We start from the raw sequence: 19,648 nt of genomic DNA, 5'->3' as shown, positions 1-19,648 counted from the left end.
CCGTGAGGATCTGCAACGGAATCGGCACCTGCTCCATCTGTTGCGTGCGGCTTTGTGCCGTCACGGTGATGTTGCCTAGCTGCTTGGCTTGGCTGGCGTCGGGCTGGCTTTGCTTATCGGTAGTGTTTTGCGCCGGTGCGTCGTCGAATGCGAAAACCGGTGCACACATCAACAAGGCGACACCACCGCACAGCAGATGGCGTACGTAAGCGGGCAGTGCTCGTTGGCGTATCGTCATTATTTTTTCCCCTCAGAAAACAATCTTGCTAGCAGTACACCCTCTCCCCTTCAGGGAGAGGGTTGGGGTGAGGGGTCAGCCTCGCCCAATGTTTGTTTGGCGCAAAAAAAAGCTGTACGCGGCAAAGTGTTCTTCCGCAAGCCTTGTCCCCTCACCCTAGCCCTCTCCCCGAAGGGGAGAGGGGACGAAAGCATTAGTGCAAAACCAAGCAATCCCCCGATTGCGCCGCAATCCACGCCTTGATCAGCGCAACACCTTCGCGATGCATCGTGCTGCGCCCGATCTCCGGCATCATCGTGCCCGGCTCGGTGGAGCTGAGCCGGTAAGGCAGAATCGAGTCGTCAGGATGGCCTGGCACGATGTCGAACAGATGGTCGCCGGTGCCTTGTCCGGCTGCCGTCGGCGGCTTGCAGATGCCGATATGGCGATCTTCGGTCGTGGCGATATCCAAAGTGAGTCCAGTGGTGTTGGCCGCGCCTTTCGGGTTGTGGCAATGGCCGCAGTTGATATCCAGGTAAGCGCGTGCGCGTGCATCGAGCGAGGCGTGTGTATCCATCCAGTTCGCGTTGCGTGGTGCGTCGGCTGGTACAGGTGCGCCAGTGAGATAACCCATGCGGACTAAATGCGCGAGTTCGTTTTCATCACCATCGGCATAACGGTAATCACGATTGAGATGGCGCGCCTTCGGGCCTATGGGCTGGATGGCGCGTGTGGTCCAGTCGCGCGCGTGGCAGCTTGCGCATTGGCTTTGATCGGGCACCACATAATTGAAGTTTTCGCGCTCGCCGTTGTCGCTCACCAGCGTCAACGCTTGCACGTCGCCGGTGCGGGCGAGCGTGGCCTCGGTCTGCTCCGCGTTCCACACGTAGGGAATGGCTACCCAGCCTTCTTTGCGCCGAATCAGCAGGCGTGTTTCGACTAGATGTACTTCGGCAAGATTCAGTCCTTGCCCGGGTGCTGCGAAATCGCGGCTCGTGTCATACGTACGTGCCACGTCAGTGGCGTTACGTGCTGCATCCTTAGGGATCGGATAGAAGAACGTCTTGCTGATGATGGTTCCCACCGGAAAATCGAACGTATCCTTGGGGCTGTACTTGGCTGACACGCCTTTGGGCATCCAGATCGTACGCAGCTTGTGCGCGTAGTCCGTGAATAGTGGCGTGTTGAGTTCGTAAGGAACCACGCCATCGTTCAACTGCAACACCCCATCGTGTGCTTCCACGACATGCCAATCGCTCAGCTTCGACGGATAGCCGTCGTCGTGAAATGCAACCGGTTCCATGCCCTGGTGGCAAGCAGCCAGGCACAAAAGCGCGGACAGCAGCAGTCCGCGCATCCACATCTTCTTCTGCATCAGCAATGCTCTCAGACTTTCGGTTCCGGATTCAGCGCAACGGGCGGCAGCTTGGGCAAGCTGCACTGGAAGGGTTTGGTGTCCGTGCTGGGATTCTTGTAATCGTGCGGACCGTCGGCATTGAGTACGCCGTTGGCGTCCACGATGCAGATGCGGTCGTTCGGCGGTGGCAGGCCGTCTGCCTGGTTTTTCGGATCGGTGTAGCCATCCCATAACACGTCAGGGAAGTTGCCGCTGATGCCGTACATCGCGGTCTTGAGTGTTTTCAGCTTCAGGCCGTCCGGTGAATCACCACCGCCCTTGAAGCGGTTGCCATAGACGTAGATGCCTTTCGGATACGGGTTGTAATCGGTCGCGACGCCGCGCGTGTTGTAGTAGTTGGTGGAGAAGTAGCTGGAAATGATCACGTTCGCCGTCTGGCTGTCGGCGATGTCGTTATCGAAGATCTCCACCTTGTCGTTGGAATTCACCACCACGCCCGAGCCCGCCGGCACACTGGCAACGGCCGCCCCTTTCTTGGCGAAGTTGCCGGTGTTGTTGGTGAACACCTTGTTGTGGAACACGCGCGTGGCATGACCGGCCTGCGACAGGTTCGGCATATTGAAAACGAGAATGCCGCCGGTGTTCTTCGTCGCCGTGTTGTCGTACACGTCGGCGTTCACCGAATTCTCGATCTCGATGCCCGCTACATTCTGTTCGGCGCGATTGCGTCGCACGACGATGTTGTTCGACTGGCCCACGTAGATGCCGGCGTCCGAAGCACCGATGACGACTGAATCTTCCACCAAGACGTTTTGCGTCTTGACCGGATAGAGGCCGTAGGCGCCGTTGGTGCTCTTCGGGCCGCCGGTCCACTCGATGCGTACGCCATGGATGGTGATGTTCTTGCCCTGATTGATCTTCAGCGCATCACCCATCGTGTCTTCGATGGCGAGGTTCTCGATGGTGAAGTCATCGGCATTCACCAGCAGCCCTTCAGGGCCGACGATCTGTCCCTTGAACGACAACACAGTCTTGTCCATGCCCGCGCCGCGAATGGTTACGCCGTTAGTGCGCAGGCTCAAGCCTCGCTTAAGCGAATAATGGCCGGCCGGAATGTCGATCACGCTGCCGGGTTTGGCGTCGAGCAGTTGCTGTTCCAACTTACTTTCGAACGAAGCGTCGCTCTGGTTCTGTGCAGCATTTTCCTGATGGCCGCAGGCGGTCAGCAGCAACGAAAAAGCGATCAAAGGATAGATCTTGCGCATGACAACCATTTCTCCCCACGCGCCATGCGGGCGCGTACCGACGCACTGTCCCGTAAGCCATGCAAAGAGGGGAGGGCAAAAAGGACGGGTATGGGGGGCAAAGCGGCCAGTCTGCTGGGCGTGATAGCACCTGGATGCCTTGCTTCAGTGCGATCGAATGAAGCGATTCGGCCAGCAATGCTTGAAGAAAATTTAAATCTGCCTTGCCAAGATGTCGCTACTAGGGCCGATCAGGCAGTTATATCTTGAATACCTGTCAACGTATCGCAAAGGGAGGCAGTCATGCGTTCTCGCTGGGTCGGGCGTTTGTTTGGGCATGCCGAAGGCAGTGGAGCCGGGTCGGGCAAGGTGCGTCCGAATGTGCCGCCGGCATTCAACAGGATCAATAATTCCCAGGTTCGCCCCGTAGGGGTGATGCCTGCTCGCTCCCGTATCTGCCTGGGCATCGGCGACGGCAGTGTGCATAGGCAGTAATGCGGTAGCCGCACAATAATGCGCATCTTTTCGAGCGCATCCTCTATCGGGATGCGCTCGAAATCCAGCGATCAGCGCGCACCGCCGCCTGCATACAAGCGCTCACCCGTGAGCCAGTACGAATCATCAGAAGCCAGAAACACGGCAATCGAGGCGATATCGTTCGGCTGGCCAATGCGGCCCAGTGGTGTATGTGCCAGGGCAGATTTTTCGAAATCACCGCCGATAGCACCCACGGCATGCGTGCCTTCCGTTTCCACCATGCCAGGATTGAGCGCGTTCACGCGAATCTTGCGCGGTCCCAATTCCTGCGAAAGCACGCCGGTGATCGCATCCACGGCACCCTTGGTGGCGGTGTACACCACCGTGTTCGCAGGCACGATGCGCGAGACCAGCGAGCCGACATTGATGATGCTGGCGCCTTCGCCAAGGTGCTTCACGGCAGCCTGGGTGGTCAGCAGCAAACCGCGCACGTTCACATTGAACTGCCGGTCGTAGTGCTCTTCCGTGATCGCCTCGATCGGTGCGAACTCGTAGACGCCCGAGTTGTTCACGAGCACGTCGAGACGACCGTAATGCTTGATGGCTGCATCGACAATGGCCTGCGCGTCCGCAGCTTTGGATACATCGCCTTGCACGGCCACAGCCTTGCCGCCGGCTTTCACGATGTCGTTGACCACACCATCCGCGCCCGCCTTGCTGGAGGCGTAATTCACGACAACCGACGCGCCCTCCGCGCCGAGCGCCTTGGCGATGCCGGCGCCGATACCCTTGGATGCGCCGGTGACGACGGCGACCTTACCTTTCAGCTTGCTCATGGAATATGTCCTGGTGGGGTGAGGTAGTTCTGAAATCCTGTAGTTCGTAACTTATGAACTATAGAACTAGAAATCAAGTGCCTGATAAAATGCGCACCATGAGGCCGCTGGTTCATCCATCCATAGAAGACATTACCGTCGAAGGCATCCTCCACGCCCTTTCCGATCCCGTGCGTGCAGCTATCTATGCCGAACTGTCTATCTCCAGCGGCGCCACCTGCTCCAACTTCCTGAAGATCAGCGATCGCGATATTCCCAAGTCGACACTATCGCAACACTTTCGTGCGTTGCGCGAAGCGGGATTGATCCGCAGCGAGCGACAAGGTGTGGAAATGCGCAACAGCACCCGTTGCGAGGAGATCAACCAGCGGTTTCCTGGATTGATCATGACGATCATGAAGGCGCATCAAATTCAGGCGGCTGAGCGGATGCGTGCGACCAAGCGCAAGCAAGGCAGTGGCAGATCGCGAGTTGGGTGAGTTCTGGCAGCGTGTATGTTGCTAGGAATATGAGTGATCCAAGTTCTTAATTTCTTATCGCGTAGCTGTCCTGGCTCATGCGTATGACATGACGCGCGATTACCGCGACAGCATATGAGTAACGTATTGATTGAGGCTTACACCCTCGATCTTGGCCTTGCGAGCAAGGCGTGCATGCAGCGACCGCGGTACGCGCACGACGAATTTACCGCTGTAAGACTCTAATGGCTCCATGGTGGATGGAGGTGGGACGACATTTCCCGCCGCCTTGGCGGCTTTGATCCAGGCGCTGATGGCATGCTTGATCTCGCGGGCGGCATCGGTTTCGGTGGCGCCCCATGCAGAGCATCCTGGTAGATCGGGCGCTTCGGCGATATAGCCCTCATCCTCTTCCGACCAAAAGATTTCAATGGGGTAGTGATTCACGGCTTCTCTCCGTATTTCTCGATCATTGCGCCGAGTTGACGGGCTTGATAGGGCGGAATAAATCCACCACGGTTTTGGAAATTCAGCCCCACTGGTTCACCTGCCCTGGCAAAAGCGCGATGTGAACCCGTTCCGCCGCTGTGTATAAAACCAAGAATTTCCGCGGCCCTGCAGGCATCGTTGAAGCGAACCTGCTTTGGATTGGCAAGGATGGATGCGAGGAGCTTGGCCTTTGCGTTCATTAGTCGACGATACTACCTATAGTATCACCAACGAGCTGAGGCAAGACTGAAATTCAGGGCAGGCTTCGCCGCGCCAATTGCGGCGGCATCCCAGTCCAGCGCTTGAACGCACGCCGAAATTCACGCGGATCGCTGAAACCCAGCTCGATACCAATTTCCGCCACGCTCAATTGACCCGCATGCAGCAATTCCAGCGCACGCTCTGCGCGTACGCGATCGTGGATCTCGCGAAAGATGCGGCCGCTCTCGGCGAGCTTGCGGCGTAGCGAGCGTTCGCTGAGATGAAGGGTGCGGGCGACTTCGGTGAGCTTGGGGTGTTCGCGCAAACGGCTGCGCAACAGGCGCTCGACAGAGCCGACGATTTCATCGGAACGGCTGCTGCCGCGCAGTTGTTGATGGCACAGTGCCAACGCCTGCCGAGAAGTGAGCGGGTTGTAGCCGGGAAGGGGATGCGTCAGCCAGTTGACGTCCACCAGGATGCGATTGTGTTGCGCGCCGAAACGCACGTCGCATTGGAAGGTGGAGGTGTATTCCGCTGCATATGAAGGCGCCGGATAGGTGAATTCCATGCGCACCGGAATGAGTTTGTGGCCAACCAGTTCGCGTGCCATGGCCAGACAGCTGGAAAACAGCTCTTCGCACAAGAACGGCAACAGCTCGATTTCGCCAAAGCGTGGCCATGCCTGCACAGCAACACTTTGCGCATCCACGATGGAAAAATCCACGTCCAGCAGGCTGCCGCAGATTCTGTGGTTTTCAATGCCCACGTTCATCGCTTCGCCGAAATTGCGCGAGGTCATCATGGCCAGGCCGAGCAGGCCGAAGCTGCCGATGGTTTCGTTACGGCCGATCAGCAGACCCAATGCCGGATAACGCAGCGCCCGTAGCGCACGGGTGATCATCATGCGCGCTTGCCGGTACGAAACGCGTACGCTTGGATCGTTGATCTGCTGCCGCGTGATGCCTAAGCCAGCGAACCAGGCGTCGCTGGTGATGCCGTGCACGGCAGCGAATTCGGTGAGTTGGACCAATATGTTGGGTGGGATGTCGGCGGCTTGCGCGCGCGGGTCTGGCTCGATGCTTGGCGTCGCCATGCTCCGCGTGTCGCGTAGTTCGAATGCCGCTTGTGACATGCCGATCCTTCCCCCGTGCCAACCCCATTGGCGCAGTAGTCTGTTCTAGCACGTGCAGAGGCTGGGTGGTTGGCGCGGCGCACAAGTCCGCCGGGTTGTTATTGCCGGGCTGGCGTTCCGTGCAATGAGCGTGTCTGCTCGCTGGATGCCACGTTCTTCCATTGCTCGATCCAGCCGCCAAGGTCGGCGAGGCGTTTGGCTGGGGCATCTTGCATCGCCGTGCCAACGGCAGCGCCCGCTACGTGGCCGCTAGGATCAAGCAGCATCAAAGTGGGGAAAATGCCAACGCCGAGCGTGTCAGTCAGCGCTTGCCCGTCGTACAGCACGTTCCATGTCGATCCATGCTGTTTCACGAACTCGCGCGCGGTGGTGGCGTCCTCGTACGTAATGGCTACGAAGTTCATGTCGCCATGCTCGCGCGCATATTCGTTGAGCGTCGGCACCTCGGCGATGCAAGGCGCGCATTCGGCGAAGAAGAAACTGACCAGGGTGTAGCGACCGTGGAAATCTCCCAGCCGCTGCATGCCACCTTGCAGTGATGGCAACTCGAAGGGAGGGAAGTCATCGCCACGACCAAAGGCGAAGCGTCCTGGTTCACCGGCATGGGCGCCGGGCGGCCGCAGACGCAACACTGCCATGCCGGCGTGGATGTCGCGGGTGATGCTGTAGTGGCGGCGGCCTTGGCTCAGTTGCTGCGCGAAGGCGGTGTAATCGAGTGGCTTGCCAGTGGCGTCGAGATAGCGGATTTGGGGTGCGGCGCCGAGGTGCAAGCTTGCGACGAAGTGTTGTTCGTCTTGGCTGGGACCAGCCGCGTGTGTTGCAGTTGCCATCCATAACAGTGAAATCAGGAGCGCTGTTCGTCGCATGACGCTTGCCTGCCGGCGGTTGTTATGTGCGGGCTTTTCCCGGATTAACCTCATGGCCGTCATTCCCGCGAAAGCGGGAATCCATTTGCTCTGATGCAAAGGCAACGATGGATTCCCGTTTTCGCGGGAATGACGGCCATGAGGGTTACGGAATCTTCCCTTCAAGGAAAGGAAATTGTCTGCAGATTACTCGCCAATCGTCAGCAGCGAAGCATTGCCGCCTGCTGCCGTAGTGTTGATGGTGAGCGTGCGCTCCGTGGCAAAGCGCAACAGATAGTGTGGGCCACCCGCTTTCGGGCCGGTGCCGGAAAGCGATTCGCCACCGAATGGCTGCACGCCGACTACGGCACCGATCTGGTTGCGATTGACGTAGCAGTTGCCGACGCGCGCATGACTACGGATGTATTCCACGGTGTCGTCGATGCGGCTGTGCACGCCCAGCGTAAGGCCGTAACCGGTGCGGTTGATCTGCTCGACCACCTGCGGCAGTTCGCTGCCTTTCCAGCGGATCACGTGCAGCACGGGACCGAAGATTTCGCGCTTGAGCACGTCGAGTGAGGCAATTTCGTAAGCACGCGGCGCGAAGAACGTGCCGTTTGATGTGGCGGACGGATCGAGCTTGGCGTCGGCAATCTTCTTCGCTTCCTTGTCCATGCGCGCGGCGTGGTCGGTGAGGATTTTCAGCGCATCGTTATCGATCACCGGACCTACGTCGGTAGAAAGCTGGCCCGGATCACCCACTTTCAGTTCGGCCATGGCGCCGGCGAGCATGCCGACGACCTTGTCAGCGATGTCCTCCTGCACGAACAAGATGCGCGCTGCGGAGCAGCGTTGCCCGGCGGACTGGAAGGCCGAAGCGATCACGTCTTTCACGATTTGCTCGGGCAGGGCGGATGAGTCGGCGATCATCGCGTTCTGTCCGCCGGTTTCGGCGATCAGCGCAGCGATCTGTGCGTTACGCGCAGCGAGCGCGCGATTGATCGCCCATGCGGTTTCGGTGGAGCCGGTGAAGGCCACGCCAGCCACGCGTGGATCTTTGGTGAGCGCTGCACCGACGACGGCGCCGTCGCCCGGCAAGTACTGCAGCACGTCGACCGGCACACCCGCTTCATGCAGCAATTTCACTGCAGCGTGGCCGATCAACGTGGTTTGTTCGGCCGGCTTGGCGATCACGCTGTTGCCAGCCGCCAATGCCGCAGAAATCTGGCCCAGGAAAATCGCGAGCGGGAAGTTCCACGGGCTGATGCATACGAACACACCGCGACCGTTGAGGAACAGCTGGTTGTTCTCACCCGTCGGGCCGGGCAGTTGTTCCGGATGACCGAACAGGCGGCGCGCCATCGCGGCGTAGTAGCGCAGAAAGTCGGCGGCTTCGCGAATTTCGGCGATCGAATCGGGCAGGCTCTTGCCGGCTTCGCGTACGCACAGCGCAATGAATTCGCCGCGGCGTGCTTCGAGTTGCTCGGCAGCATGTTCCAGGATTGCCGCGCGGCTGGCGGCCGGTAGACGATCCCAAGCCGGCTGCGCGGCGACGGCATTGGCCAGCGCCTTGTCGACCAGCGCGGCATCGGCGCTTACATAGCTGCCCACCGCTTGGCGTCGGTCGGCCGGGTTGGTTACCTGCACCGTAGGGCCTTTGCCTTCGCCACCCGGCACCAGCGGGCCGGCGGCCCATTGCGTGGACTTTGCGTTGACCGCCTCGGCGAGGGCCTTCAGTTCGTTGTCGTTGGAAAAGTTGACGCCCATGGAATTCTTCCTGGATACAAAATTTGAATTTTGCGCAAGCGCAGAATTCTCACCGAAGAGGTTGACCGGCGCAGGAATGCGCGGATGCGAAATGGAGGTATAGCGGCGCACGGTTTCGCAGGGATCGGCCACGAGATCGCGCACCGGTAGCGTTTCGTCCACCACACGGTTGACGAAACTGGTGTTGGCGCCGTTTTCAAGCAGACGGCGTACCAGATACGGCAGCAGATCTTCGTGCGTGCCCACCGGCGCATAGACGCGGCAGGGCACGTTGAGGTTCTGCTTTCCGATCACTTCGGCGTACAGGTCCGTGCCCATGCCGTGCAGGCGCTGGAATTCGAACGGACGCCCACGCGAGATGTGATGCACCGCTGCAATGCTGTGTGCGTTGTGAGTGGCGAATTGTGGATAGATCAATTCGCTGCCCGCGTCGAACAATCTGTGCGCGCAAGCGAGGTACGAAACATCAGTGTTCGGCTTGCGCGTGTACAGCGGATAGCCCGAAAGACCCAGCTCCTGCGAGCGCTTGATCTCCGCATCCCAGTACGCGCCCTTCACTAAGCGCACATACCAGCGGCGGCCGGCGGCGCGTGCGGTTTCGATCAGCCAGTCGATGACGAACGGTGTGCGTTTGGAATATGCCTGCACCACGATGCCGAGGCCATTCCAGCCTTGTAGAGACGGATGTGCAAACACATCGCCGATGATGTCCAGCGACAGCTCCAGGCGATCGGCTTCTTCGGCGTCCACAGACAGCGCAATGCCTTGCTTCATCGCCAACTGCGACAATTCCAGCAGCTTGGCAGTGAGATCGCGACGCGCACGCTCGCGGTTCGCCACTTCATAACGCGGATGCAACGCAGAAAGTTTTACGGATATCGATGGCGCATCTGTGTGATTGGCGAAGGGGCCGCGCGAGCCAATAGCCGCAATAGCGTTGCGGTAATCCTGCTGATAACGCTCGGCGGTTTCCGAGGTGAGCGCGGATTCGCCGAGCATGTCGTAGGAGTAGCGATACACCGCGTACTCCGGTTTGGCGCAGCGATCGAGCGCTTCACCGATCGTCTGCCCCATCACGAATTGATGGCCCATGATGCGCATGGCCTGGCGCACGGCCAGACGGATCGCCGGTTCGCCTGCACGGCCGACCAGGCGGCGCAGCGCGCCGGTAAAATCGTGGCGGGTTTCTTCGGCCAGGTTCACCAGCTTGCCGGTGAGCATCAAGCCCCAGGTGGACGCGTTGACGAACAGCGACTCGCTCTGGCCCAGATGCTTCTTCCAGTTCGCATCGCCGAGCTTGTCGCGGATCAGCTTGTCGGCGGTGGCCTTGTCGGGAATGCGCAGCAGCGCTTCGGCCACGCACATCAGCAGCACGCCTTCTTCGCTGGAAAGATCGTACTGGCGCATGAAGGATTCGACCGCGCTCTGATCTTTGGCGCGGGCGCGCACACGGGTGACCAGGTCGGCGGCGAGGTCGATCACTTTTTCGCGCTCGACCGGCGGCAGCGTGGCCTGGGTGAGCAGATCGTTGACGGCTTCGGTTTCGTCGCGCAGCCAATTGGCCGTGATGCGCGCGCGGGCCGGCTCGACGCTGGTCGGCAGTTCGGGGAAGAGAATCGGTTGGGTCACGATGGCGTGGCGCGTGAGTTGGGGGATGAGGGAACGGCAAATTGTAAGGGAAAGGCCGCGCCCGCAGCGCTGCGGCGCAACGTGGTTGCTTTGTGCCGAATTCCATACTTAGACGCCTAGGCATCTGCATAAATGCAATGAGCAGTCCCCTACCCGCGCAAGCAGCTTGATTAGCGTCGAGTCTCAGTTCTTTGCTACACGCTCCCTCCCCTACGTGTAGTAGGGGAGGGCTGGGGTGGGGTGAAGCCCCCTGGCGATGATGTTCAGCCCATGCCTCTCTACCGTCTCGGCATAACGGGACGCAAGCGTTGCTTGCGTCACCCCACCCTAACCCTCCCCTGCAAGCAGGGGAGGGGATTGCGCATCGTGTCGCTGAGACTCGACGCCAATCAGGTGCAAGCAAGAGGGGAGGGGCGACGCGAGGCTTCGTTTTGCGATATCGGAAACTGATAGATAGTTGATGTCCAAATAGCGGGGCAAATTGTCGCGGGTCGCAGCAGCATGCATGGGTGATTTGTTGCGCTTTCCCAACTTCACGCAGCGAATCGCGTAGATGCGGCAAATACGTGGCTTGCAAAGACTCTGCAACACGCTGCGCCTGTCCTTGCCCGACTTCACGACGCGGCCTATGATCGGGCACGTTCCAGGCACGCCGGACTTCCATGATCGTGCTTCGACCAGCCCTCGGCGGCCTGCCGTGCGTGATGTGGCTTCGGCCCAACCGCACACTCAGCCGACGCGGCCTGCGTCATCTGATCCTGGTGCTGGCTGCGCTGGCGTTGATAACGGCAGGTCTGGGAGCGTGGCAGGGCGATGTTTTCGCCCCGCTGTTCGCCCTGATCGAGGCTTCCGCCGTAGCCATTGCCTTGAGCGTGGCTTGGCGGGCCGGCGACCGCAGCGAACGCATCACCCTCGACGCTACGTCGCTGGAGGTGCAAACCCTGCCAGGTCGTCGTTGCACGCGCTTCCAACCCTATTGGGTGCGCGTGCTGCTGGAGTCAGGGGAGGGGCGTTACCGATTGTTGTTGTCGTCGCACGGACGCAAGCTGGAGGTCGGGGCTTTCCTCACCGATGAGGAACGCGCCGAGTTATTCCGGAAACTGAGGGCGTTGCTGGCTGATTTGCAGGCCCAACGCGGGTAGGTCCAACAAAGGTGCAAACATGACAGTTGGCGGCATCGGGAAGCACGGCATCCGGTTTGGTGGTTCCAAGCACGTAAGGCAGGTCGTCGGGGCGTTGGGGATCGCAGCCCTGAGTTTGTTCGGCAATAGCGTTCTAGCCAATCCGCAGCCCGGGCAGCTGAATCTCACGCCGGGCGTGACGACGTATTCCGACGTTCCCTACATGCTCAACAACGTTGCGTTGGGCGTGTGCGTGGTGATCGGCATCCTGGTGTTCGGCGCCATGTTCATCGCCATGTTCCGCTTCCGCAAATCGCGCGGTGCGGTTGCGGAGAAGTGGACGCACAACACCACCGTCGAAATCGTGTGGACCACCATTCCCGTGATCATCCTGGTCAGCCTGGCCTGGTTGGCGACAGATGGCTTGCGCAAGTTCTCCGATACCACCGGCGCGCAGATGACGGTGAAGGTCACCGGTTATCAATGGAAGTGGCGCTACGACTACGTCGATTATCTCGGCAAGCCGGTCAGCCACGTGGGCTTCATGTCCAAGCTCGACGATCGCAGCAATGCAACGCGTCAGCTCAATTCCGGCCTCGATCCGTATGCCGTGAAGGTGGGTGACGAGAACACCTATCTGCTGGACGTCGATCATCCGCTGGTGGTGCCGGTCGATACCAAGATCCGCTTCGTGATCACCGCTGACGACGTGATCCATTCCTGGTTCGTGCCTGCATTAGGTTGGAAGATGGATGCGATTCCGGGCGTGGTGAATGCCACGTGGACCAATATCAAAGTGCCGGGCGTATACCGCGGCCAGTGCGCCGAGTTGTGCGGCCAGGACCATGGCTTCATGCCGATCGTGGTGAAGGCCTTGTCGAAGGACGACTTCGCCAAGTGGCTGGCAGATCAGCAGAAGTCTGCAACGCCCGCACCTGCACCGGCATCGACCGCCGCCGCGCCCGCACAGGCGACGGCGCAGGTCGCAGCGAAACAGAACACTCAGGGTTGATCTCTCGGCTGCAGAAAAGCAGTTAACGAACGAAGCATTCATTGAGGTAGAGGTTTCAACGCCATGGCCCACGCAGCCACCCACGATGAGCATCACGACGAGCACCACGAGCACCTGAATTTCTTTCAGCGCTGGGTGATGTCCACCAACCACAAAGACATCGGCACGCTGTACCTGGTTTTTTCGCTGCTGATGTTCTTTATCGGCGGCAGCTTCGCGATGGTGATTCGCGCCGAGCTGTTCAAGCCGGGCATGCAATTGGTGCAGCCTTACTTCTTCAACGAAATGACCACCATGCACGCGCTGGTGATGATTTTCGGCGCGGTGATGCCCGCCTTCGTGGGCTTGGGCAACTGGATGATTCCGTTGATGGTCGGCGCGCCGGACATGGCACTGCCGCGCATGAACAATCTTTCGTTCTGGATTTTGCCGTTCGCCTTTGCGCTGCTGCTGTCCACGCTGTTCCTGCCAGGCGGCGGACCCGCCGGTGGCTGGACCATGTATCCGCCGCTGTCGTTGCAGAGCGAGTCGACGGCCTATGTGGTGTTCGCGGTGCACTTGATGGGTATCAGCTCGATCATGGGCGCCATCAACATCATCGCCACCATCCTCAATATGCGTGCGCCGGGCATGGATCTGTTGAAGATGCCGGTGTTCGTGTGGAGCTGGCTGATCACGGCGTTCCTGCTGATCGCGGTGATGCCGGTGCTTGCGGGCGCGGTGACCATGCTGCTCACCGACAAGTATTTCGACACGCACTTCTTCGACGCTGCCGGCGGCGGTGACCCGGTGCTGTTCCAGCACGTGTTCTGGTTCTTCGGTCACCCCGAGGTGTACATCATGATCCTGCCGGCGTTCGGGATCATCTCGGAGATCATTCCAACCTTCGCGCGCAAGCCGATCTTCGGCTACAAGGCGATGGTGTTCGCCATTGCATCGATCGCGTTCCTGTCGTTCATCGTGTGGGCACACCACATGTTTGCGGTGGGTCTGCCGCTGGGTGCGGAAATCTTCTTCATGTACGCGACCATGCTGATCGCGGTGCCGACCGGTGTGAAGGTATTCAACTGGGTCGGCACCATGTGGGGCGGTTCGATGACGTTCGAGACGCCGATGCTGTTCGCGGTGGCGTTCGTCATTCTCTTCACCATCGGCGGCTTCTCCGGCCTGATGCTGGCGTTGGTGCCGGCGGACTTCCAGTATCACGACACGTATTTCGTCGTGGCGCACTTCCATTACGTGCTGGTGACGGGTGCGATCTTCGCGATCATTGCGGCCACGTATTACTGGATCCCGAAGTGGACCGGCAATATGTACAGTGAGTTCTGGGGCAAGGTGCACTTCTGGAACTCGGTGGTGTGGGTGAACGTGTTGTTCTTCCCGCAGCACTTCCTCGGCCTTGCCGGCATGCCGCGTCGTATTCCGGACTACAACGTGGCGTTCGCCAACTTCAACATGATCAGCTCGATCGGCGGCTTCCTGTTTGGCGCCTCGCAGCTGATCTTCCTGGGAGTGGTCATCCACTGCGTGTGGTTCTCGAAGAAGAAGGCCACTGATCGCGTGTGGGAAGGCGCGCGCGGGCTGGAGTGGACGTTGTCGTCACCGCCGCCGCATCACAGTTTCACGATTGCGCCGGTGATCCACGACGAAGAACTGGCGCATGGCCACGTTGAGGATTGATCACGTGAGACTCGATCATCGCTCGCTGGAAGCAGGGCAGGAACAACGGCTGCGCCGCGCGCGACGCACCGCAACGATCGTCGGCATCGTCGCTTTCGCCGTGTTCGTGGTTTCGGTCGTGCAGATGCTCTGGTTGCAGCATCATCCGCAGGCGCACGCGCAGGCAGTGAAAGAGGCGCTCATGCAGTAACCCGCTACGGCGGGAGCGTAGGTCAACGAGAACATCTACGAGATCCATCATCATGAGTCAGCAGCACGACATCTACTACGTACCGAGCAAGAGCCAATGGCCGATCGTGGCCGCGGTGGTCATGTTCCTCACCGTGTACGGTGCAGCCCACTGGCTCAATGCCGAGCCTGGCGAAAGCGGCTTCGGCAGGACGCTGCTGTTGATCGGCTTCGTCGGCATCCTGGGCATGTTCTTCGGCTGGTTCCGCTCGGTGATCCACGAATCGATGGCCGGTAGCTACAACAGCCAGGTGGATCGCTCGTTCCGCATGGGCATGATGTGGTTCATCTTCTCCGAGGTGATGTTCTTCGGCGCGTTCTTCGGCGCACTGTTCTACATCCGCATGTTCTCGGTGCCATGGCTGGGCGGTTCAGGGCATGGCGTGCTGACGCATCAATATCTGTGGAGCGACTACGCTGCATCATGGGGCGCGGGTGGTGGCAATGGTCCGGGACATGTTGGCGGCGCCTTCCAGACGGTGGCCCCGTGGGGACTTCCGCTGCTCAATACGCTGATCCTGCTCAGCTCCAGCGTAACCGTAACCATCGCACACCATGCGCTGAAGGCGGGCCATCGTGGCAAGGTGCTGGCCTTCCTGGGCTTTACCGTGCTGCTTGGCGCGAGCTTCCTGGCCTGCCAGGCGCACGAATACGCAGAGGCTTATAAGGAACTCAACCTCACGCTCGGTAGCGGCGTGTATGGCTGCACCTTCTTCATGCTTACCGGTTTCCATGGCCTGCACGTGACGCTTGGGACCATCATGCTGGCCATCATCTGGCTGCGTGTGCTGGCTGGCCACTTCAGCAAGGAGCATCACTTCGGCTTCGAAGCGGTGGCCTGGTACTGGCACTTCGTGGACGTGGTGTGGCTGGGACTTTTCATGTTCGTCTATATCCTCTGAGGCGATGCTCGAGGGCATAGCAAAAGCCCGCCGGAAGGCGGGCTTTTTTGTGCCGGAACGTCGCAGTGCGGGCGTGGCTAGGGGTGGCCCGCTACAATTACTGGCCCACGCCGTGCGGGTGGATCCAGCCCATTCGGATGCCGATGATGACCATCGCAATCAGCAGCAAGGAAAAGCTGATGCGCCGGGTCAGCGCCCACACGGTGCGTTTGCTTTCGTCCTTCTCGGTCATCATGAAATACAACGCCTGGCCAAGGTTGAAGATCACCACCAGGAACATGATCACCAGCGCTACTTTGTAGATGGTTTCCACGTGAGAATCCCAAGCAGGCTCGACATTGCCAGTATAGCCATGCGTTGCGAGGTTGCTGCGTGAGTGCGATGCGGCGTCCGGCATGGTGGTCGGTGTTGCTCACAGTGGCCGGAGTGCTTGTTTTCGTGCGTCTTGGCATCTGGCAGCTGCATCGCGCGGATGACAAAGATGCACTTCTGCGACGGTATGCCGCGGCGGCTGGCGCACCGGTGCAAGCGTTCGATGCAGTGGCCGATCAGCCCCCCATGGATGCTTATCCGCGTGTGCGTGTCGAAGGGCGTTATCTTGTCGATCGCTTGTATCTGCTCGACAACCCCAAGCACGACAGCTTCGGTGGCGTAGAGGTATATGCACCATTTCAGCCGGCGCATCAAAACAAGTTGCTACTGGTTGATCTGGGTTTCCTGCCGGGAAACGGTACGGACAAGGCGCCACAGTTGCCGCCGCTGCCTCCCGATGGGCAGGCCTTGCAAGGCGTGTATCAGCCGCCGCCGGGAACCGGGCTGGAATTGGGCGGTAATGCGTTAGCGCAGCAGGCGCAGTGGCCCAAAACATCGGTGTATCTGGATCTTGATCAGGTGGCGGCTGATTTACACGCGACGTTTTATTCGCGTGTCTTGGTGCTGGATGCCGATCCGGCAGCGATCTATGTACGCGTTCATACGCTCGATCTATCTTCCATGCCGCCAGCGCGGCATCGTGCTTACGCCTATCAGTGGTTCACGTTTGCTATCGCAGCTGTGGTGATTTTTCTGGTGTTGCACCGCAAGCGCAAATTTAGGTGAGCGAATGCAGAGCTCGATATCCCTTTCGACATTGCTTACATCTCCGCGCCGTCATTCCTGCGAAAGCGGGAATCCATCTTCGCTTTTGCATCAGAGCAAAATGGATTCCCGCTTTCGCGGGAATGACGGCGGGGCACGCAGAAGCTTCCGAGAACAGACGTGAATACCTCGATGAACTCAAACCAACGCACAAGCCGCCTGAAATTCCTGCTGGTGATCCTGGTGTTCGCTGCCCCGATCATCGGCGCGGCGCTGCTTAATGTCAGTGGCTGGCAACCGACTGGCAAAGCCTACGGCGAGCCCATCGCGCCTCAGCGCAACTTCGAGCAAGAGCACATACAGATCCGACTTGCTGACGGGAGCAACTGGGCGTGGCGTGATGCCTCGCCACGCATGACGTTGGTCGCCATGGCCGGCCCGGATTGCGCCGCGCGCTGCATGGACGTGCTGACCAAGATGGCTGCCGCCCGCATCACGCTCAACAACAACATGTCGCGACTGCGCTTGCTCTATGTCGGCCAGCCACCTGCGGATACCACCAGCAACGGCATGCAGACTTACTGGGAGCTTGGTTCGGACGCGGGCAATAAGCTTGCGGCGTTCCGGCCGGACACACCCGACAGCGTCAGCGCCGTGCTGGTGGAATCCGACGGCACCGCGCTGGCGCGGTATCCTGTCGGTTTCGATCCAAGCGGCTTGCGCAAGGATCTGCAAAAGGTAATTCGTTGATGACATTGCGCACCCGAAAAATCATTCCTTATCTCGCCGTGCTGGCGGCCGTGTTTGCCTTCGGCCTGGTGATGTTCGGGGCGTTTGTGCGGCTTTCCAACGCGGGACTCTCCTGCCCGGATTGGCCTACGTGCTATGGCAAGGCCACGTGGCCGCATCACGAGCAGGCCGTGGCGGCAGCGAATGTGGCGTTTCCGGATCGTCCGTACGAGGCGACCAAGGCGTGGCGCGAGCAAGTGCACCGCATGTTGGCAGGCACACTGGGCGTGCTGGTCGTGTTGCTGGCACTGCTGGCCGCCCGTCGTGATCGCATGGTGATGCTTGCCATCATTCTCAGCGCGGTGTTTGCCGCTGTCGGTGTCACGCTGTATTTGCATGGCGAGCGCGATGTGGCGTCAGGCCTGGCATTGTTGGCGATATTGCTGCCGACGGCTGGCGCATTTTTGCTGCGCGAACGTGCGTCGCTGAAGATGAGCGTGTTGGCACTGGGCGTCATCATTTTCCAGGCCATGCTTGGCATGTGGACAGTCACCCTGCTGCTCAAGCCCGCCGTGGTGATGGGGCATTTGCTTGGCGGCATGACCACGTTTGGTTTGCTTGCGTATGCCGCTTTGCGCTGCAATGGATTGGGTTGGCCGGACAATCGCTACGCGTCGTTGCGCAAGGCGGTAGTGCTCGGCATCGTGCTGCTGGCATGCCAGATCGCGTTGGGTGGCTGGACATCAGCAAACTACGCTGCGTTGGCTTGCGGTACGGATTTCCCGACTTGCCTTGGGCAATGGGCGCCACCCACTGATTTTCGCGAAGGCTTCGTGCTGTGGCGCGAGATCGGTGTGAACTACGAAGGCGGTGTGCTCGACATGGCGGCACGCAGCGCGATCCAGATCGCACATCGCATCGGCGCGCTGGTGGTGTTCTGCTATTTAGCCTGGCTTTCGTACCGCTTGATACGCAGCGGATTCCGTAATGGCGGTATCGCCGTGGCGGTCGTGCTGATGGCGCAGGTGCTGCTCGGTATCAGCAACGTGCACTTCGGTCTGCCTTTGCTGGTGGCTACCTTGCACAACGGTGGCGCGGCTTTGTTGCTGTTTGCGCTGCTGGTAAACTACACGCGGTTGCAATCGTGGCATGCGGATGATGTGGAGTCGCTCGCATGATGCTGGTGAGTGAATATCTGCAGCTCACCAAACCGCGTGTCGTTGCGCTGCTGGTGTTCTGCTCGGTGATCGGCATGTTTCTCGCGGTGCCCGGCATTCCGCCGTGGCGTGCGCTGGTGTTCGGTACGCTCGGTATCTGGATGGCCTCGGGTTCTGCTGCGGCCTTCAATCATTTGATCGACGAACGTATCGACAAGCTGATGGCACGCACCGCACGGCGCCCGTTGGCTACCGGCAAACTCAACGCGAGGCAGGTGTTGGTATTCGCGGCCATTCTTGGCGCGCTGTCGATGGTGGTGCTTGCCACGCAGGTGAATGTGCTCACGGCGTGGTTGACCTTCGGCGGTTTGATTGGTTACGCGCTGGTGTACACGGCGTATTTGAAACGCGCCACGCCGCAGAACATCGTGATCGGCGGCTTGGCCGGCGCCATTCCGCCGGTGCTGGGTTGGACGGCCGTCACCGATGCGCTGCATCCTTTTCCGCTGCAGATGTGTCTGATCATTTTCGTATGGACGCCACCGCACTTCTGGGCGCTCGCCATTTTTCGCCGTGACGACTACGCGCGTGCACAGATACCCATGCTTCCGGTGACGCACGGCGTACGCTACACGCGCTGGCAGATCCTGCTCTACACCATCCTGCTGGTGCTGGTGAGCTTGCTGCCTTCTATCACGGGTCACAGTGGTTTGATCTATTTCGGCGGCGCAGCGGTGTTGGGTGTTGGATTTCTCTACTACGCGATCCGCCTGATGAATCCACCGGATGAATATTTCGCGATGCGAGTGTTCAAGTATTCGGTGATCTACCTGATGGCGCTGTTCGCCTTCCTGCTGGCCGATCATTGGCTGGTGCAGCCGATGACCTTTTCGCATTTGCTGTAGTGGCTTCTCGCGAGGTTTGCCCCTCACCCCAGCCCTCTTACCGAAGGGGAAAGGGGGCAACGCATGAAAAAAATTATTTCCAAGGGTTGACAGTTCCGCACCGCAGCAAGACAATTCCCGCGCCCACCGGCGCAGCATGGCCGGCCGGGCCTCTGTCCGAACTAACCAAGGCATATGGACGTTTA

21 protein-coding genes are annotated in these 19,648 nt (G+C 59.8%); 11 read left to right on the top strand and 10 right to left on the bottom strand.

The window, feature by feature from the left end:
* The 3 genes from QQJ86_RS04345 to QQJ86_RS04335 all read right to left on the bottom strand — a co-directional run.
* Positions 1 to 238, bottom strand: a 238-nt coding sequence (locus tag QQJ86_RS04345) for a hypothetical protein (protein WP_284319683.1), incomplete at its 3' end; no start/stop codon positions are given.
* A 193-nt stretch (positions 239 to 431) separates the two neighbouring features.
* Positions 432 to 1,592 (bottom strand): SO2930 family diheme c-type cytochrome, encoded by a 1,161-nt coding sequence (locus QQJ86_RS04340; protein ID WP_284319682.1) that lies wholly within the window; start codon positions 1,590 to 1,592, stop codon positions 432 to 434.
* 11 nt (positions 1,593 to 1,603) lie between these two features.
* Positions 1,604 to 2,839 (bottom strand): parallel beta-helix domain-containing protein, encoded by a 1,236-nt coding sequence (locus QQJ86_RS04335; protein WP_284319681.1) that lies wholly within the window; start codon positions 2,837 to 2,839, stop codon positions 1,604 to 1,606.
* Between the two features lie 282 nt (positions 2,840 to 3,121).
* Here QQJ86_RS04335 and QQJ86_RS04330 point away from each other — a divergent pair, with 282 nt between their 5' ends.
* Complete coding sequence (locus QQJ86_RS04330; RefSeq protein WP_284319680.1) at positions 3,122 to 3,313, top strand: hypothetical protein; 192 nt, start codon at positions 3,122 to 3,124, stop codon at positions 3,311 to 3,313.
* A gap of 71 nt (positions 3,314 to 3,384) precedes the next feature.
* Here QQJ86_RS04330 and QQJ86_RS04325 read toward each other — a convergent pair whose 3' ends face one another.
* Complete coding sequence (locus tag QQJ86_RS04325; RefSeq protein WP_284319679.1) at positions 3,385 to 4,131, bottom strand: glucose 1-dehydrogenase; 747 nt, start codon at positions 4,129 to 4,131, stop codon at positions 3,385 to 3,387.
* 98 nt (positions 4,132 to 4,229) lie between these two features.
* On the opposite strand from QQJ86_RS04325, the gene QQJ86_RS04320 reads away from it, so the two are divergent.
* Complete coding sequence (locus QQJ86_RS04320) at positions 4,230 to 4,610, top strand: ArsR/SmtB family transcription factor (protein WP_284319678.1); 381 nt, start codon at positions 4,230 to 4,232, stop codon at positions 4,608 to 4,610.
* A gap of 99 nt (positions 4,611 to 4,709) precedes the next feature.
* On the opposite strand, the gene QQJ86_RS04315 is transcribed toward QQJ86_RS04320, so the two are convergent.
* The 5 genes from QQJ86_RS04315 to putA form a co-directional block, all read right to left on the bottom strand.
* Positions 4,710 to 5,036 carry a type II toxin-antitoxin system HicB family antitoxin gene (locus tag QQJ86_RS04315; RefSeq protein ID WP_284319677.1) on the bottom strand — a complete coding sequence of 109 codons (327 nt, stop codon included), beginning with the start codon at positions 5,034 to 5,036 and terminating at the stop codon, positions 4,710 to 4,712.
* Positions 5,033 to 5,278: a hypothetical protein gene (locus QQJ86_RS04310; protein ID WP_284319676.1), complete on the bottom strand. Its 246-nt coding sequence runs from the start codon at positions 5,276 to 5,278 to the stop codon at positions 5,033 to 5,035. Before QQJ86_RS04310 ends, QQJ86_RS04315 begins: the two co-directional genes overlap by 4 nt.
* A gap of 53 nt (positions 5,279 to 5,331) precedes the next feature.
* Complete coding sequence (locus QQJ86_RS04305) at positions 5,332 to 6,411, bottom strand: AraC family transcriptional regulator (protein WP_284319675.1); 1,080 nt, start codon at positions 6,409 to 6,411, stop codon at positions 5,332 to 5,334.
* Positions 6,412 to 6,509: 98 nt separating this feature from the next.
* On the bottom strand, positions 6,510 to 7,277 hold the full coding sequence (locus QQJ86_RS04300) for a TlpA family protein disulfide reductase (protein ID WP_284319674.1): 768 nt from the start codon (positions 7,275 to 7,277) through the stop codon (positions 6,510 to 6,512).
* A gap of 186 nt (positions 7,278 to 7,463) precedes the next feature.
* Complete coding sequence (putA, locus tag QQJ86_RS04295) at positions 7,464 to 10,652, bottom strand: bifunctional proline dehydrogenase/L-glutamate gamma-semialdehyde dehydrogenase PutA (RefSeq protein ID WP_284319673.1); 3,189 nt, start codon at positions 10,650 to 10,652, stop codon at positions 7,464 to 7,466.
* A 704-nt stretch (positions 10,653 to 11,356) separates the two neighbouring features.
* Between putA and QQJ86_RS04290 the strand changes: the two genes are divergently transcribed.
* From QQJ86_RS04290 to QQJ86_RS04270, 5 genes are all read left to right on the top strand, one after another.
* On the top strand, positions 11,357 to 11,794 hold the full coding sequence (locus QQJ86_RS04290) for a DUF2244 domain-containing protein (RefSeq protein ID WP_284319693.1): 438 nt from the start codon (positions 11,357 to 11,359) through the stop codon (positions 11,792 to 11,794).
* Positions 11,795 to 11,813: 19 nt separating this feature from the next.
* A complete protein-coding gene (gene coxB / locus QQJ86_RS04285; RefSeq protein ID WP_284319672.1) occupies positions 11,814 to 12,785 on the top strand; it encodes a cytochrome c oxidase subunit II in 972 nt (323 codons plus the stop codon).
* Between the two features lie 63 nt (positions 12,786 to 12,848).
* On the top strand, positions 12,849 to 14,465 hold the full coding sequence (gene ctaD, locus QQJ86_RS04280; RefSeq protein ID WP_284319671.1) for a cytochrome c oxidase subunit I: 1,617 nt from the start codon (positions 12,849 to 12,851) through the stop codon (positions 14,463 to 14,465).
* 4 nt (positions 14,466 to 14,469) lie between these two features.
* A complete protein-coding gene (locus QQJ86_RS04275) occupies positions 14,470 to 14,655 on the top strand; it encodes a hypothetical protein (protein WP_284319670.1) in 186 nt (61 codons plus the stop codon).
* A gap of 52 nt (positions 14,656 to 14,707) precedes the next feature.
* Positions 14,708 to 15,595, top strand: a complete 888-nt coding sequence (locus tag QQJ86_RS04270; RefSeq protein ID WP_284319669.1) for a cytochrome c oxidase subunit 3 — start codon at positions 14,708 to 14,710, stop codon at positions 15,593 to 15,595.
* 97 nt (positions 15,596 to 15,692) lie between these two features.
* On the opposite strand, the gene QQJ86_RS04265 is transcribed toward QQJ86_RS04270, so the two are convergent.
* Positions 15,693 to 15,908, bottom strand: a complete 216-nt coding sequence (locus QQJ86_RS04265; RefSeq protein WP_284319668.1) for a twin transmembrane helix small protein — start codon at positions 15,906 to 15,908, stop codon at positions 15,693 to 15,695.
* Positions 15,909 to 15,967: 59 nt separating this feature from the next.
* Here QQJ86_RS04265 and QQJ86_RS04260 point away from each other — a divergent pair, with 59 nt between their 5' ends.
* From QQJ86_RS04260 to cyoE, 4 genes are all read left to right on the top strand, one after another.
* Positions 15,968 to 16,693: an SURF1 family protein gene (locus tag QQJ86_RS04260; RefSeq protein WP_284319667.1), complete on the top strand. Its 726-nt coding sequence runs from the start codon at positions 15,968 to 15,970 to the stop codon at positions 16,691 to 16,693.
* 171 nt (positions 16,694 to 16,864) lie between these two features.
* Positions 16,865 to 17,422, top strand: a complete 558-nt coding sequence (locus tag QQJ86_RS04255; protein WP_284319666.1) for a hypothetical protein — start codon at positions 16,865 to 16,867, stop codon at positions 17,420 to 17,422.
* The gene (locus QQJ86_RS04250; protein WP_284319665.1) at positions 17,422 to 18,579 is read left to right on the top strand and encodes a COX15/CtaA family protein; all 1,158 of its coding nucleotides are present in this window, start codon (positions 17,422 to 17,424) and stop codon (positions 18,577 to 18,579) included. The genes QQJ86_RS04255 and QQJ86_RS04250 overlap by 1 nt, the downstream gene beginning before the upstream one ends.
* A complete protein-coding gene (gene cyoE, locus QQJ86_RS04245) occupies positions 18,576 to 19,463 on the top strand; it encodes a heme o synthase (RefSeq protein WP_284319664.1) in 888 nt (295 codons plus the stop codon). Before QQJ86_RS04250 ends, cyoE begins: the two co-directional genes overlap by 4 nt.
* The last annotated feature ends 185 nt before the right edge of the window (positions 19,464 to 19,648 follow it).

The sequence above is a fragment of the Dyella acidisoli genome (assembly GCF_030160295.1).
Classification (GTDB): domain Bacteria; phylum Pseudomonadota; class Gammaproteobacteria; order Xanthomonadales; family Rhodanobacteraceae; genus Dyella_B; species Dyella_B acidisoli.
The sequence above is the reverse complement of the archived record's forward strand: the minus strand, read 5'-3'. Positions and strand labels throughout refer to the sequence as shown.

Bases quoted from the DNA above. Each gene is read 5' to 3' on its own strand.
- QQJ86_RS04290 (WP_284319693.1), top strand. From the start codon at position 11,357: ATGTGGCTTCGGCCCAACCGCACACTCAGCCGACGCGGCCTGCGTCAT.
- QQJ86_RS04340 (WP_284319682.1), bottom strand. From the start codon at position 1,592: ATGCAGAAGAAGATGTGGATGCGCGGACTGCTGCTGTCCGCGCTTTTG.
- ctaD (WP_284319671.1), top strand. From the start codon at position 12,849: ATGGCCCACGCAGCCACCCACGATGAGCATCACGACGAGCACCACGAG.
- QQJ86_RS04270 (WP_284319669.1), top strand. From the start codon at position 14,708: ATGAGTCAGCAGCACGACATCTACTACGTACCGAGCAAGAGCCAATGG.
- QQJ86_RS04330 (WP_284319680.1), top strand. From the start codon at position 3,122: ATGCGTTCTCGCTGGGTCGGGCGTTTGTTTGGGCATGCCGAAGGCAGT.
- QQJ86_RS04310 (WP_284319676.1), bottom strand. From the start codon at position 5,278: ATGAACGCAAAGGCCAAGCTCCTCGCATCCATCCTTGCCAATCCAAAG.
- QQJ86_RS04320 (WP_284319678.1), top strand. From the start codon at position 4,230: ATGAGGCCGCTGGTTCATCCATCCATAGAAGACATTACCGTCGAAGGC.
- coxB (WP_284319672.1), top strand. From the start codon at position 11,814: ATGACAGTTGGCGGCATCGGGAAGCACGGCATCCGGTTTGGTGGTTCC.
- cyoE (WP_284319664.1), top strand. From the start codon at position 18,576: ATGATGCTGGTGAGTGAATATCTGCAGCTCACCAAACCGCGTGTCGTT.
- QQJ86_RS04325 (WP_284319679.1), bottom strand. From the start codon at position 4,131: ATGAGCAAGCTGAAAGGTAAGGTCGCCGTCGTCACCGGCGCATCCAAG.
- QQJ86_RS04335 (WP_284319681.1), bottom strand. From the start codon at position 2,839: ATGCGCAAGATCTATCCTTTGATCGCTTTTTCGTTGCTGCTGACCGCC.
- QQJ86_RS04255 (WP_284319666.1), top strand. From the start codon at position 16,865: ATGAACTCAAACCAACGCACAAGCCGCCTGAAATTCCTGCTGGTGATC.
- QQJ86_RS04300 (WP_284319674.1), bottom strand. From the start codon at position 7,277: ATGCGACGAACAGCGCTCCTGATTTCACTGTTATGGATGGCAACTGCA.
- QQJ86_RS04250 (WP_284319665.1), top strand. From the start codon at position 17,422: ATGACATTGCGCACCCGAAAAATCATTCCTTATCTCGCCGTGCTGGCG.
- QQJ86_RS04305 (WP_284319675.1), bottom strand. From the start codon at position 6,411: ATGTCACAAGCGGCATTCGAACTACGCGACACGCGGAGCATGGCGACG.